This is a genomic window from Hyalangium versicolor (assembly GCF_020103695.1).
Classification (GTDB): domain Bacteria; phylum Myxococcota; class Myxococcia; order Myxococcales; family Myxococcaceae; genus Hyalangium; species Hyalangium versicolor.
The window spans coordinates 63,569-78,020 of record NZ_JAHXBF010000042.1; the positions used below are offsets into that span (position 1 = coordinate 63,569).

Here is a 14,452-nt window from a genome sequence, read left to right on the forward strand (position 1 = left end):
GCAGAGCACCTCAGGCGGATGCGAAATGCATCAGATCCAGCCCTCAGGCTCCAGATTCCAAGGGGTTGGCGGCACGCAAGAGGCGGCACTGAAGTTGCTCAAGGAGGGAGGGAGCCCGACACGAGGAGCCGCCGCAATGACCTCTCCCCAAATGGTTGCAGTCGACGAAGTGCAGGTGAACGCCGGGATGCAAGGCGACTTCGCTCTGCACCGGGACGAGTTCTCACTGGGAATGACCCCCAGCGGCCTGCGGCAGGCGCGGGCGGCGATGGGGGGCCGGGCCGACGGGCTGATCACCCTGCTGCAGATGCCCGTGATGGATGGCTTCCACTTCCTCTCGTACCTGATGGATTGCCGCTTCGATCTGCCGATCGTCCTGCGCAATGCCCCGAGCTCCCGCAGTGCCCAGCACTACCTGCTCACCCCGAACCCCGCGGACGTGCTGGCGCCGCCGCCAGGCCGCCGGGCCCCGGCCTCCGCGGGCGGCAAGAGCCGAAGCGCCTCGTATGACATGCGCCACGGCGTGACGCTGCTCGAGTTCCTCTTCTTCTGCGCGAACGAGCGTCAGACGCGCGTGTTGCAGATCAGCTCGGCCGAGCGCACCGCCGTGCTCCACCTCACCTTCGGCAAGCTCATCCATGCGAGCTGCGAGGGCCGAGAGGGCCGAGAGGTCTTCTCCGAGGTGATGAGCTGGAAGACGCCGAGTCTGCGCATCCTGCCGATCCTGCCAGGCCTGCACATCTCCATCATGGCGCCGACGGACGTGCTGCTGAGTCAGGCCGCAGCGCTCCAGCAGGAGCGCGAGGTGGCCGAGCGCTCCCAGCCCCAGACCTCGGCGACGGTGATGAACCCCTCCTCCCCTGCGGCCCTTGCGCTCCCGAGCGCTCCCAGCCCCCGCGCTCCTTCGAAGGAAGGCCATGTCCGCTTCCTGGGCCAGCTCCGCGCCTGGCTGGCGGCCCTGGTGTCCAATGTCAAAGGAAGTGCCGGCGTCGAGCACCCGGCGCGGTGAAGGAGGAGCCACGCCCGAACCTGGATCTGGCCACCGCGGCGCTCATGCTGGAGCGCGTGGTGGTGTTGTCGTGCAGGCCATGGGCGGCACCATGGCCCCGAGGGTAGCGTCGAGTGCTTCGAGCCTCCCGCCCCGGATCGCCACGTCGAGCGCCCCGAGCGCTCCGTACCCCACCGCATCGCAGGCATCAGTGAGGGCCTGCTCCCCCGAAACGAAGGTGTAGCGGGACACCGCAGCGCACGGCTCGGACGATGCAGAACACCGCCTTCCGCTCGCTCTGATGCAGGCTGTCCCCAGCGGGGAAGCCGAGCAGGGACTCGGCATCAGTGTTGCTCCAACGAGGGGCATGCATACCACTCCTCGCACTGCGCATCACCGTCGGGACCTCCGAGGCGTCTGGGGAGCTTCACTTCTGGTCATGTCCCTTCTGGCCGGTTCCCTTCTGGCCGGTTCCTGCAGCCCGGAGCAGGGAGCTGCCGAACTCGAGCCGGCGCTGGAGCACGAGAGCAGCCCGCTCCAGAACGCGAACAGCACCAACAAGGTGCTCATCCTGAGCAGCAGTGTGAAGGGAGGGCTCAACAGCCGGGAGGCGCGCGCGGTGGCCGCGGCCTCCCCCACCACCGAGATCCAGATGGTGACGCCCGAGAAGTGGAAGGGGATGACTCCCAAGGAGTTCATGTCCTACCGCGCCCTCATCATCGGAGATGCGGCGTGCCAGAGCGGGGCGGCCGCGTTCCAGGCCGCCGTGGACAGCCGTGACAGCTGGGGCCTCATCGTGGACGGAGACGTGGCCATCTTCGGCACGGATCCGAGCAACAACAACACGGAGCAGCTGGTCGAGAACGGCATCCGGTTCGTGCTCAACTCCGTGCAGAAGCGAACCGGCATGTACATCGCGCTGGGCTGTGCCTACCAGAACGCCCCGGCCGGCACGCCCGTGCAGTTGCTGACGCCCTTCGGCTCCTTCAAGGTGCAGGGCGTGCCCGGCTGCGCCGACTCGGCGCACATGTTCGGAATGTGGGGCGACCTGCTCTCGCGCGACCTGTGGGACGGGCTGCTGTCCGGAGACGGGTGCGCGGCGCGCTCGGTGTTCACCTCGTACCCGGACCACAACTTCTCGTTCGCGGCCATCGCGATGAAATCCTCCGGGGCGCCGGTTCCCGGCCAGCGTTCCTATGTGGACTTCCTGTATGACCCGGGCGTCGATACGGCCTTCGGTGGCGCGCCCTACATCCTCGTGCGAGGCGCGGAGGCGCAAAGCGCTGGCTGCGGACTGCCCAACCCCACGTTGGATGAGCAGTGCGACCTGGGAGATGACCTCAATGGCATGCCGGCGGTGAAGGGCCAGAAGGCCCGGGACACGTGCTCCTACTCGTGCCACCTCCAATGGTGCGGCGACGGAGCCGTGGACCTGAACCAGGGAGAGGAGTGCGACGAGGGCGTCAACAACGGCCGGACAGGCGACGCGAGGGGCGAGATCGGCACGTGCAGCGCGTCCTGCAAGCTGACCACCCAGGCTCCGCCTCCGTCGAACCCTCCGCATGCGCTCTGCCGGGATGTGAGCACGGCGGCGGAGATGACCTGTGGTGTCGCCGCCAGCATCGACAACGGCTCTTATGATCCGGACGGAGACCTGGTGTCCTGCTCGCAGACCCCCGCGGGCCCATACGGCATCGGCGCCACCGTGGTGACCCTGACGTGCGTGGATCGGCAGGGCCACACTGACGCGTGCTCAGGCCAGGTGACGGTGTTGGATCGCGTCGTGCCGACGCTCGTGCTCAATGGCTCGGCGCATCCCTCGATGGAGTGCACCCAGGGTGGCGCCTACGCCGATCCCTGGGCCACCGCGAATGATCTCTGCGATGGTGCCCTCGATGCGGTGCGGACGGGCGCGGTCCGCGCGGGAGTGCCTGCCGACTACTCGCTGAAGTACTCCGTGACGGACTCGGCCGGCAACAGCCCTCCTTCTGTCCAGCGGCTCGTCTCCGTCACGGACACCCTGGCGCCGAACATCCTCCTCAAGGGCCCGGACGCCCAGAGCCAGGAGTGCGGCACGCCGTACATCGACCTGGGTGCCACGGCGCTGGACCAGTGTGCTGGCAACCTCACGAGCGAGCTCGCCGTGAGTGGCACGGTGGACGCACAGGTGCTCGGCCGCTACACGCTGCGCTACAACGTGAAGGACCCCGCCGGCCATTCCGCCAAGGAAGCGGCGCGCGTCGTCACGGTGACGGACACGCAGGCTCCCTCCGTCTCCCTCAATGGCCCGCGGGAAGCGCAGGTGGAGTGCGGTGGGCCTGGGTATATGGATCCCGGCGCCACGGCGACCGACCTGTGCGCCGGCGCGCTGCCAGCAGTCCCCACAACGGTGGCTGATCCGAACGTTCCTGGCAGCTACACCATCCACTACAGAGCCACCGATCCTTCGGGCAACACCGCCGTCTCGGCCAATGGGCGCACGGTGACGGTGCGCGATACCCTGCCCCCGACGATCTCACTGCTGGGCTCGGCCCTCCCGAGCCTGGAGTGCGGAACTCCGTATGCGGACCCGGGCGCCACTGCTCGCGACCAGTGCGCGGGGGATCTGACGAGTTCCATCGTCCAGTCCGGCTCCGTCGACTTCCACACGCTGGGCACCTACCCGCTCACCTACAGCGTGGCCGACTCCGCCGGTCACAGCGCTTCGACCCAGCGCAAGGTGAAGGTGAGTGACACACTGCCTCCGTCCATCTCGCTGAAGGGTCCGCTCTCCGTTTCCTTGGAGTGCGGTGGTGACCCGTTCACTGATCCGGGCGCCCTGGCTGACGACGTGTGCGCGGGCCAATGGCCAGCCACGCCCACCACCGCCGCCAACCCCAATGTGCCGGGCACCTATGACATCCACTACGCCGCCACGGATCCCTCGGGCAACACTGCCACCTCCACCACCAGCCGCACCGTGCGCGTCAGTGACACGCTGCCCCCAAGCCTCTCTCTCAATGGCTCTCCTTCTCTGAGCCTGGAGTGCGGCTCGCCCTATAAGGATCCGGGCGCCACTGCTCGCGACCAGTGCTCCGGCGACCTCACGGCCTCCATCGTCCAGTCCGGCTCCGTCGACTCCCACGCTCCCGGCCTCTACCGGCTCACCTATAAGGTGGCCGATGGAGCAGGACTCCAGGCCTCCGGCGAGCGCTCCGTCACTGTGAGCGATACCCTGGCTCCCCTCGTCTCCCTCGTCGGCCCCCTCAACCTGGCCGTCGAGTGCGGTGACTCCTCCTTTGTCGATCCGGGCGCCACCGCCGATGACGTGTGCGCCGGCTCGCTGCCAGCTCAGCCCGAGTCCCTGGCCAACCCCAATGTGCCCGGCACCTACTCCATCCACTACAGCTCCACCGATCCTTCGGGCAACAAGGGCACCTCCTCCTCTGCCCGCACCATCACCGTCCAGGACACCCTGCCTCCCGCTCTCTCCCTGCTCGGCTCGGCGCTCCTGAGCCTGGAGTGCGGTTCGCCCTACTCCGACCCGGGCGCCACCGCTCATGACCAGTGCACGGGCGACCTCTCGGGGGCCATCGTCCAGTCCGGCTCGGTCGACTCCTCGGTGCCTGGCGACTACATGCTCACCTACAGCGTGGCCGACGCCTCTGGCCACAGCGCCTCGGCTCAGCGCGGAGTGCAGGTCCAGGACACGCTGCCTCCCTCCATCTCGCTGCGGGGGCCGTCCACCCAGGACATCGAGTGCGGCACGATCTACCCAGACCCCGGTGCCACGGCCACCGACCTGTGCGCCGGCGACCTGACGGGCTTCATCATCCAGACCGGCGAGCTGAAAGCCTGGGTGCCGGGCCACTACACGCTGAGCTACAAGGTGCAGGACCCCAGCGGCCACAGTGCTTCGACCTTCCGCACGGTGAACGTGCGCGACACGCGGCCTCCGTCCCTCATGCTCGCGGGGCCGTCGGAGCTGTCCTTGGAATGCGGCGCCTCCTTCCAGGATCCCGGCGCCCAGGCAACCGACTCGTGCGCGGACGATGTGAACTCTCGCGTCCAGGTCTCGGGCCAGGTGGATACGGGCGCGCCGGGCACGTACCTCCTGAGCTATGGCGTCACGGACCCGTCCGGCAACGCAGCCACGCCGGTCCACCGCACCGTGACTGTGAAGGACAGCGGCGCGCCGGTGCTCTCGCTCAACGGCCCGAGCACGCTGACGATGGAGTGCGGTGAGCCCTACAAGGACCCGGGTGCCACGGCGCTCGACGCCTGCGCGGGAGACGTGACGGCTCGCATCGAGCACTCCGGCACGCTCGATCCCCACACGCCGGGCAGCTACACGCTCCACTACCTCGCCACGGATCCCTCCGGCCAGAAGGCGGAGTTGGACCGGGCCGTCCAGGTGGTCGACACGCGCGCGCCCTCCATCGCATGCCCCGAGCCCCTCAACGTGCAGGTGCTCGAGGCGAACGAGGCCACCGTCACGCCGGGCGCGGCCATGGCCACCGACTCGTGCGACCTGGCGGTCCAGGTGAGCCAGCCCGACCAGACGCACTTCCCGCTGGGCACCACGGAGCTGAAGTACACGGCGAAGGATGCGTCCGGGAACACCGCGAGCTGCACCACCACCGTCACGGTGCTGCTCATCAAACTGCCGGACACGTGGATCCTCTCGGGCCCCCCCGCCGAGACACAGGACACGGAGGCCCAGTTCGAGTTCGCCGCCTCCAAGCCGGATGTGACGTACGAGTGCAGCTTGGAGGGCGGCGAGTTCATGCCGTGCTCGAAGCTCACCTCCCTCGAAGGACTCTCCGAGGGTCCCCACCAGCTCCTGGTTCGCGCCAGGGACAGCCTGGGCAATGTGGATCCCACCCCGGCCCAGGGCACGTGGACGGTCCTGCCTCCTCCCATCGACTGGGACCGCGCAGTGCTGGGCGGTGGCAACGGCTGTGCCTCCACGGGCAGCGGCCCGTCGATGCTGGCGATGATGGGGCTGGCGATGGCGCTGCTCACCGGGAGGCGCCGGCTCTCCCGCGAGCGTGCTCGCACGGTGCCGGGGCTGCTCGGTGCCGCAGCGATGCTGCTGAGCGCCCCGAGCTCCGCGCAGACGCGGCAGCTGCCCACCTTCGAGATGGAGCGGCTGAGCCTCAACCCCAGCGCCGCGGGCTCACTGGTGCTCGGCACGGGCGAGCTGTTGCCGGACGGCGCCTACCGCGTCTCCCTCACTGGCCACTACGAGAACGATCCGCTCGTGTTCGTGCAGAACGGCGAGCGGCTGGGCTCCGTCGTCCACTACCGGGCCACAGCGCACTTCTCCGCGGCCTACGGTCTAATGGACAAGCTGGAGATCGGCGTGCAGATCCCCTTCCTGCTCTCCCAGCGCGGAGATGACCTCACGGCGCGGGGGCTCGCCAGGCCCGCGGAGGGCCCGGCGCTGGGCACTCCGATGTTGAGCGCGCGCTGGAGGCTGCTGTCCGAGCGCCACGAGGATCCCGTGGACCTGTCCGTGGGCGTGCAGGCGGGCCCGAGGCTGGGCCGGGCGGAGGCGCTGGCGCGGGAGCAGCGAGCCATCCCGAGCATCATGGTGGGCCGCCGCCAGGGCTTCCTGCGCGGCGCGCTGGATGCGGGCGTGCTGCTGCGGCCCCGCACCATCCTGACGCCGGACTCGAAGATCCAGGACGAGATCGGCTACGCGCTGCGCGTGGGCGCCATGCTGGCCACCACCGGAGAGGGCCTTCGCGCGGAGACGTCCGTCATCGCCGCGGTGCCCCTGCGGCGCGAGGGCACCTCCTTCGAGGCCATGGGGGGCGTGCGAATGCCGGTGAATGCCTCCGTCGAGGCATATGCCCTGGGAGGCCTGGGCTACGGCACCGCGCCTGGGACACCGGACTTCCGGCTGTTGCTCGGCGTGGCCTACGTGTACACGCCCCCGACGTGCATCGCGGGAGGTCGGCACACCCCGGAGCAGTGTCCGCACCTGGATGACGACGAGGACGGCGTGAGCAACGGCAACGACGCCTGCCCCATCGAGGGAGGGAAGGTGGACGAGAAGGGCTGCCCGCTGGAGGACACGGACGGAGATGGCCTCGAGGACAGGGTGGACCAGTGCCCGAGGGAGCCCGGCCTGCCGCAGTTCCAGGGCTGCCCGGACCAGGACACCGACGGCCTGCCGGACGCGGTGGACCAGTGCCCCACCGAGCCGGGCCCAGCGGACCACCTGGGCTGCCCGCCAAAGGACTCGGACGAGGATGGGGTGCTGGACGAACAGGACGCCTGCCCCGAGGTGGCCGGCCTGCCGGAGTTGAACGGCTGCCTGCCCCTGGACACGGACGGAGACACCCTGCCGGACGATCTGGACAACTGCCCGTGCCAGCCCGGCCCTCCGGACAACGAGGGCTGCCCCGAGAAGGAGCGGCAGTTGGTGTCCATCCAGAGGGATCGCATCGCGCTCAAGGAGACGATCCACTTCGAGTTCAACAAGGTCACCATCCAGCCCCGCTCCTACCCGCTGCTGGATCAGATGGTGTCTGTCCTCAACGAGCACCCGAACGTCATCTCCGTGCTCATCGAGGGCCACACGGATGACTGGGGCCCGGACGACTACAACCTCTCTCTCTCCCAGCGGCGGGCGGAGGCGGTGCGAGCATACCTGGCCCAGCACGGGGTGGCTCCCGAGCGCATGGAGGCGCACGGCTACGGAGAGACCCGTCCCGTGGCGACCAACGCCACGCCAGAGGGCCGCGCCATCAACCGCCGCGTCGACTTCATGACCCGCTCCGCGGAGCCCCGCCCCTAGAACGCGCCAGTGAGCGAGACAGGGACGCGGCAGAATCCCGCAACCTGTGGCAGGACGCCGCGCGTCATGGCCCTGGCTTGACTCGAGCCGGGGCCCGCTGTCCACAAACGCTGGGATTTCGAGAGGATGGCCGGCAGTGAAGCGTGGCACCGGTGTTGCTCTGACTCACCGGTATGAAAACGATCCTTCTCGTCAACGATAACCACTGCGTCCACGCAACGGCCATCTGTGCCTTCGCCCCCTACCCGGAGTTCCGCTTGCTCACGGCCTCGAGCTACCTGGAGGCGCTCTGGACGCTGTGTGATGTGGAAGTGGACCTGGTCATCGTCCACACGGGCCTGCCCGATCGCGCGGGGCTGGAGTTGCTGACCTACCTGGCCAACTACCGCCCCAAGGTGGCCGTGCTGACGACGAGCCGGGTGCGGAAGACGGAGAAGCTCGAGACCCTGGTCTGGCGGGGACACCTGAGCCGGCCCCTGACGCCGCACGCGCTGGTCTCCCGGGTGAAGGACTGCCTGCGGAGCCAGGCGAGCGAGGAGTACCGGTCCCTGGCCCTGCACGATCTGCTGCGGATCCTCTGTCACGAGCGCGAGACGTGCGTCCTGCGCATGAAGCAGGGCCTGCGCTCGGGGACGTTCCAGTTCCAGCAGGGTCAGATCCTCCAGGTGGCCTGCGAGGACACGTTCGGCGCGGCCGCCGCCCATCATATGATGAGCTGGGAGTCCCCGTGGTTCCGGGTGGAGCCGCTCCCGGAGCCCTCCGCGAGCCGCCCGCACTGCAAGGACGAGCGGATCCTGGCCTGAGGGGGCCCTTCCACCCACTCGCCCACCGCCTGTGCGCCCTGGGCTCCGCCGTCCGCCGAGCGACGGCACGGCCGAGGCCTCGCATTTTTCCCTCCCTCCGGGCTCCTATGTGGATAGTTTTGAGCCCATGACGACACCCGCGCACAAGGTTCTGCTCTGCATCCTGGATGGCTGGGGCATCCGCAAGGAACGCGAGGACAACGCGATCCTCATTGCCGGCACCCCCCATCTGGAGCGCATCTCCCACGGCTTCCCCTTCACGGAGCTCCAGACCTCCGGCCTGGCCGTGGGCCTGCCGGAAGGGCAGATGGGCAACTCGGAGGTGGGCCACACCAACATCGGTGCGGGCCGGATCGTCTACCAGGACCTGGTGCGCATCAACCGGGCGTGCGAGTCCGGGGAGCTGGGCAACAACCCCATCATCCGCGCGGCCATGGACAAGGCGAAGGCGGACGGCAAGGCGTTCCACCTGCTGGGGCTCGTGTCTCCGGGTGGCGTGCACTCGTCAATGGATCACCTCTACTGCCTGCTGAAGGCGGCGAGGGATCGCGGCCTGCCGCAGGTGTACATCCACGCGTTCCTCGACGGGAGAGACACGCCGCCGCAGAGCGGCCTGGGCTACGTGGAGGAGCTGGAGCGCTTCCTGAAGGAGACGCAGGCCGCGAAGATCGCCACGGTGGGCGGGCGCTACTACGGCATGGATCGCGACAAGCGGTGGGACCGTGTGAAGCAGCACTACGACGCCATCGTGTTCGGCCAGGGCCCGAAGGCGCCGGACGCGCTGTCCGCGATTCGCGCCTCGTACGCGGAGAAGATCACCGACGAGTTCGTCCACCCCACGATCATCTCCCAGGGAGATGGGACGCCGGTGGGGCGCATCAAGGATGGGGACGTGGTGATGTTCTTCAACTTCCGCGCGGACCGGGCCCGCGAGATGACGCGCGCGTTGGCCTACCCGGACTTCAAGGAGTTCGAACGCGGCGGGCTGGTGCTGGGCCGGTACGTGTGCATGACCCAGTACGACGAGACGTTTGATTTGCCGGTGGCGTACGGGCCGGAGCAGCCGCAGGAGATCTTCCCGCAGATCCTGGCGGAGCAGGGGCTCAAGCAGTTCCGCACGGCGGAGACGGAGAAGTACGCGCACGTGACATTCTTCTTCAACGGGGGCCGCGAGGTGGTGTTCCCGGGAGAGGAGCGGCACCTGGTGCCGTCGCCGCGAGACGTGAAGACGTACGACTTGAAGCCGGAGATGTCGGCTCGCGAGGTGACGGCGGAGCTGGTGAAGCGGCTCGATTCGGGGAAGTACGACTTCGCGCTGGTGAACTTCGCGAACCCGGACATGGTGGGGCACAGCGGCAGGCTGGACGCGGCCATCCAGGCGGTAAAGGTGGTGGACGAGTGCCTGGGGCAGTTGGGCGCGGCGTGCCAGCGCAACGGCTGGGTGCTGGCCATCTCGGCGGACCACGGCAACTGCGAGCAGATGAAGGACCCGGTGACGGGCGAGCCGCACACGGCGCACACGCTCAACCCGGTGCCCTTCTATTTGATCCACCCGGCGTTCCGCGGGCAGAAGCTGCGGCCGGGCGTGCTGGCGGACATCGCACCCACGCTGTGCAAGGTGATGGGCCTGCCGCAGCCCAAGGAGATGAACCGCCAGGGCCTGCTCTGAGACGAGAGGCCAGTCACACGGGAGCCATCAACATGGCTCCTCGATGCGGTCCCACGGAGCTTCCCATGAGCAGACACGTCCGAGTCACGGGCGGGTCTCTCATATATGTGTGCGCGGCAATGATGGCGGCCGTGGGCAGGGTGGCAGCGCCGAGGTCCCCAAACCGCAGCGGTAGGAAGTCCGCCTGCACCTCATCCGCGGCGATGGGCTGGTAATCCTTCCCCGCGGAGTCGAGCCCTCCCGGAGCAACTCCACGCGGCAAGGCCAGTTGAAATTCCTGGGCGCGGTAGTTCTCGTTGGTGAGATCGCCCAACAACCACTCCAGCCGCCGTCCCGACGCGGGCAGCCCCTGCACCGCTCCCCGAACCGCCTGCGCCAGCCCGTTTCCCGTGCAGCTCTGCTCGGAGAACATCGCTCCTGGCTCGAACCCCGTCGCCACGGCCTCCACGCGGGCCAGAACGGGCAGCCCCTGGCGCTGGGCCACGCGAGGCCGCATGAGCACGAGGAAGGCCGCCCCCTCTCCCGGGATGAAGCTGTCCAGGTTGTCCCCATCGAACAGCCGCTCCTGGGTCAGCAGCTCGTCCACCACCTCGGGCGCATAGTAGGTGTCGACACCTCCGACGATGGCCGCCTCGAGCCGCCCCGAGGCCACCTCCGAGAAGGCCTCCAGCGCCCATGCCAGCGAGGCATGCCCGCGAGGAACCAGGTTGACGGGCATCTTCCCCGCGTGCCGGTTGCACCAGGCCTGGACGCTCTGCTCCAGCCGCCGCCGCTCCGCGACGTGCTCGCGTCCCGCCCCCTCGCCATACCGCTCCGGCAGCCCCAGCCACAGTGCACGCGGCCCGCCGCCCCCTCCGGCTCCCAGCGCCGGCACCAGCTCCTCGAGCGCTCCCAGTGCGAGCGCCTCCATCCGCTCCACTCCGACAGCCCGTGGAGACAGCGTGCGAGCCAACACCATGGTGGCCCGAAAGCCATTGGCGCAGCGGAAGGGAGACTCGACCACCCCGGTGGCCTCGGCCCGCCAGAAGGCCCAGCTCTGCGCGGCGTTGAAGGCCAGCCCGTTGAAGGCTCCCGTCCCCACGATGGCGACCGCGTTCCCCTGCTCGCGCCACTGCGCTGGCCCTGCCATCAACGGAACTCCTTCTCGTACACGGTGACAGCCTTCAGGTCGTGAGCACGCCGGGGCACAGGGATGCACGAGCGCCACGTCATCTCGATCCGGCGCTCGTTGGGCTCGAACAGCACGGTGTCCAGCACGGGCCGATACTCCTGGTCTCCCTTCACCGTCCGGCTGCCCACGAAGAAGGCGAGCTTCGGCAGCTCGAACTCCAGCGGTCCGCCCTCGCACAACCCCACCAACACCACGCTCTCGCCCCCGCGCAGATAGGAGGGGCTGACGAGCCCGGGGGCGGCCACCTGGAAGAAGCGCTTGTCGAAATCCAGCGGCGGCAGCGGCATGCGCTCCTTCTGCCACCGGTCGTCATACGTCCCCGCGTAGCGGGCCCGAGGCTCGAACTGGGGACCGAGCGCCCCCACCCCCGTGGGCGCCGGCCGCGTCCGCGCGCTGCTGATGAGCTCCGAAGGATCCTCAATCTGCGGCCCCGGCTTGTGCAGGAGCGTATCGGTGTCCGCCACGACGCCACGGCCCACCGGGTTGCGCGGCTCGCGAGCCAGTTTCTTCGGATTGCTGGTATCCATCCCTCCGTACGCGTACTCCCAGCGCAGCGGCACCGACTGGAAGGGCCGGGGCGCCGTGAGGGCCATCCCGAGCGCTCCCCGGAACCAGACGCGCAGGCCGAACACCTTGAGCTGCTTGCGCACCGGGCCCACCTGCACGTGCACGTCCAGCTCCGTCACGGACTTGGAATGCGGGGCCATGGCGTTGCCGACCACCACCACGTCCGTGCTCGGCTTGCCGAGACACCCATCCGCCGGGTACCGGATGGTGCTCTCCGGAGCATCGGGCTCCCAGAGTTCGTCCACCAGCCGCACCTGAGCACCGTTCTGGCGCTCCAGCACCCGCATGTGGTGGACGACGAACTGCTGCTTGATGACGACGACGAGACACGGCGCCCCGTCCAGCCCGAACTGCGGGAGGAGCTCAACGGTAGCGCGAGTGCGCGTATTGAGTTCGGGGAGGTTCATCAGCGTGAGAAGGAAGGGGGCCAGGTACCACTGGTGATGCGCCGGGGCTCGGGCGCCTCGCGCCACCGGGCAAGCGCGGCCTGTTGCCGGGCGACAAAGTCTCGGGGCTCGAAGGGGTGGGCAGCGCCCGCTCTCGCCACCAGCTCGTGGAAGGCTCGCCTGCGCTCGGGCATCGAGGCACGAGCAAGCTCCATCTCCCACAGGTTGTCCTGAGCGGACCAGAGGTGGCCCCAGCGATAGCGCTTCTTCACGGAGGCCCGGCCGCGGTGCTGTTTCCACCACGCCGACCACACCGCCGCGTCCATCGATAGCTCCAGCTCCTCCGAGGGTGGCGAGAAGCCGCGCACGAAGGGCTCCTCTCCTTTCACGTACTCGGGCTCCGGCTCCTCATCCGTGAGAGAGGCCCCGGTGAGCCGCTGCAGGGCTCCTACCGCCGCCACCTTCCCCTTCTCGAGCAGCGCCAGCAGCGGCTCCATGAACTGAAGATTGCCATACCAGCCCAGCGCCTCCAGCAGCACGGGAGACGCGCCCCGCGCCAGTGCCGCCTCGAAGACAGGCTGCGCCTCGGGCCCTCCCCCGGCGGCCAGCCACAGAGCGGCACTCGCGAACGCCCCGCGTCCCTCGGCCACCAGCGCCTGGGCGTGCCGCAGGCCCAGCGGCGAGTGGCGCAGCCAGAGTGCCTCGATGGCACAGGAGACCATCTCCTCCTGCTTGTGCCCCAGCAACTGCGCGGTCTCGCGCAGATCCAGCTCCCCTGGCGCCATCGGCAGCGCACGGGCCCCCTCCAGCGCCAACTCCGGCTCCTCCCCCCTCGCGAGCACGAGCGCCTGCGCCGCATCGAGCAGCCCGCGGCGTCCCAGCACCCGTACCGCCAACCGGCGGTGGAGCAGTTCCTTGTCCGTGAGCCACTTGCGCATCATCGCCTGGAGCCCCGGGTGCGGCACGAAGGCCAGCGCGTCACAGGCGGCATCGAAGACGACGGGCTCCTCCAACCCGGCCGTTCTCAGCAGCCGCTCCATCTGGTGGAGCGTGTCCTCACCGGCGAGGCTCCCATGAATGAAGAGCGCGGCCCACGTCATCTCGGGGTCCGGAACCGGGCGCTCACAGAGCAGCGCCACCAACTCCGAGAGCACCCACTCACCACAGGCCAGGATGCCCTCCACCCGCGCCAGCAGCCGCTCCTCGACGGGGCGCAGGTTGCTCCAGAGCTCACCCGCGTCGGGCTGGCGCATCACGCTCATCATCGCCAGCTCCTCGAAGAAGGCCTTCGCCCGCAGAAGCTCCACCTCTTCTCGCGAGAGCCTCGCGCCAAACTGCTCCTGCTCGATCTCCTCCGGAGTCACGGGGGCCCGCTCCGACTTGTGAGCAGGAGGCGGGGCAGGCTCCTTCCGCGGGGGTGCCTCCAACGCAGCCCCCGCAGCGGCGGCCTGAGCCAGCAACGCGTCCAGCGACATCGCAGGCAGTGGCATCGGAGGCTCGGAGACAGACTCCAGGGCCTCCACCTCCGGCTGTTCCTCCAGTGGCAACACGACTGCGGGAGGCACGGGCCCTCGGGGGAGCGTGAGGAGCGCGGGCGTGTCCGTGAGCCGCCTCGGCCGGGCTCCATCAGGCGGCCGGGGCAGCTCCAGCGGATGGAGCAAGGTGCGGCGGGCAGCCTGCTCCCAGCCTCGCGTGGCCTCGCTCAGGGCGGCGACGCTCCGAGCCACGGCGGCATCCTGGCTGCCCGCGGCGTTCAGCGAGTCGAGCCCCGCACGAGCCCGCGCAAGCGCCTGGGTGGTGTACGGACGGTAGCGGGCCTCGTCCGCGGACGAGACGAGCGCGCCGTAGAGCGCCCGGAGCGCGGCCTCCACGTGGCGCTTCACGGCCCCCAGAGGAACTTTTGGATCCTTCACCGCGCGCAGCTGCACGAGCGCCTCATCGAGCAGCACGCGGCGCGCCGGCAGATCCAGGCTGGGAGGACCCTCGCCCTGGCCGGAGTCCTTGCCAGCCGCGGTACCCCCACGCTTTCCGGGGACGCGCGCTCCGCTGTGTCGTGGATCCGCCATGCGCTTTCCCCCAAG

The 14,452-nt window shown here is 69.2% G+C and carries 7 protein-coding genes; 4 read left to right on the forward strand and 3 right to left on the reverse strand.

The window, feature by feature from the left end:
• Positions 1-136 precede the first annotated feature (136 nt).
• The 4 genes from KY501_RS48730 to gpmI all read left to right on the forward strand — a co-directional run bounded on the left by KY501_RS48730 (position 137) and on the right by gpmI (position 10,247).
• Entirely contained in the window at positions 137-1,009 is an 873-nt protein-coding gene (locus KY501_RS48730) for a response regulator (protein ID WP_224372264.1), read from the forward strand.
• 418 nt (positions 1,010-1,427) lie between these two features.
• Complete coding sequence (locus KY501_RS48735; RefSeq protein ID WP_224372265.1) at positions 1,428-7,775, forward strand: immunoglobulin-like domain-containing protein; 6,348 nt, start codon at positions 1,428-1,430, stop codon at positions 7,773-7,775.
• Positions 7,776-7,948: 173 nt separating this feature from the next.
• Positions 7,949-8,578, forward strand: coding sequence for a DUF4388 domain-containing protein (locus KY501_RS48740; RefSeq protein WP_224372266.1), 630 nt, complete (start codon positions 7,949-7,951; stop codon positions 8,576-8,578).
• 127 nt (positions 8,579-8,705) lie between these two features.
• On the forward strand, positions 8,706-10,247 hold the full coding sequence (gpmI, locus tag KY501_RS48745) for a 2,3-bisphosphoglycerate-independent phosphoglycerate mutase (RefSeq protein WP_224372267.1): 1,542 nt from the start codon (positions 8,706-8,708) through the stop codon (positions 10,245-10,247).
• A gap of 13 nt (positions 10,248-10,260) precedes the next feature.
• Here the strand turns inward: gpmI and KY501_RS48750 are convergent, their stop codons facing one another.
• Genes KY501_RS48750 through KY501_RS48760 form a run of 3 tightly spaced genes read right to left on the reverse strand, consistent with a single transcriptional unit; the run spans position 10,261 to position 14,437 of the window.
• Positions 10,261-11,376 carry a beta-ketoacyl synthase N-terminal-like domain-containing protein gene (locus tag KY501_RS48750; RefSeq protein ID WP_224372268.1) on the reverse strand — a complete coding sequence of 372 codons (1,116 nt, stop codon included), beginning with the start codon at positions 11,374-11,376 and terminating at the stop codon, positions 10,261-10,263.
• On the reverse strand, positions 11,376-12,392 hold the full coding sequence (locus KY501_RS48755; RefSeq protein WP_224372269.1) for a DUF2169 family type VI secretion system accessory protein: 1,017 nt from the start codon (positions 12,390-12,392) through the stop codon (positions 11,376-11,378). Before KY501_RS48755 ends, KY501_RS48750 begins: the two co-directional genes overlap by 1 nt.
• On the reverse strand, positions 12,392-14,437 hold the full coding sequence (locus tag KY501_RS48760; protein ID WP_224372270.1) for a HEAT repeat domain-containing protein: 2,046 nt from the start codon (positions 14,435-14,437) through the stop codon (positions 12,392-12,394). The genes KY501_RS48755 and KY501_RS48760 overlap by 1 nt, the downstream gene beginning before the upstream one ends.
• Between the last annotated feature and the right edge of the window lie 15 nt (positions 14,438-14,452).

Excerpts from the sequence above, each read along its gene's own strand:
- KY501_RS48730 (WP_224372264.1), top strand. The coding sequence starts at position 137 with ATGACCTCTCCCCAAATGGTTGCAGTCGACGAAGTGCAGGTGAACGCC.
- KY501_RS48735 (WP_224372265.1), top strand. The coding sequence starts at position 1,428 with ATGTCCCTTCTGGCCGGTTCCCTTCTGGCCGGTTCCTGCAGCCCGGAG.
- KY501_RS48740 (WP_224372266.1), top strand. The coding sequence starts at position 7,949 with ATGAAAACGATCCTTCTCGTCAACGATAACCACTGCGTCCACGCAACG.
- gpmI (WP_224372267.1), top strand. The coding sequence starts at position 8,706 with ATGACGACACCCGCGCACAAGGTTCTGCTCTGCATCCTGGATGGCTGG.
- KY501_RS48750 (WP_224372268.1), bottom strand. The coding sequence starts at position 11,376 with ATGGCAGGGCCAGCGCAGTGGCGCGAGCAGGGGAACGCGGTCGCCATC.
- KY501_RS48755 (WP_224372269.1), bottom strand. The coding sequence starts at position 12,392 with ATGAACCTCCCCGAACTCAATACGCGCACTCGCGCTACCGTTGAGCTC.
- KY501_RS48760 (WP_224372270.1), bottom strand. The coding sequence starts at position 14,437 with ATGGCGGATCCACGACACAGCGGAGCGCGCGTCCCCGGAAAGCGTGGG.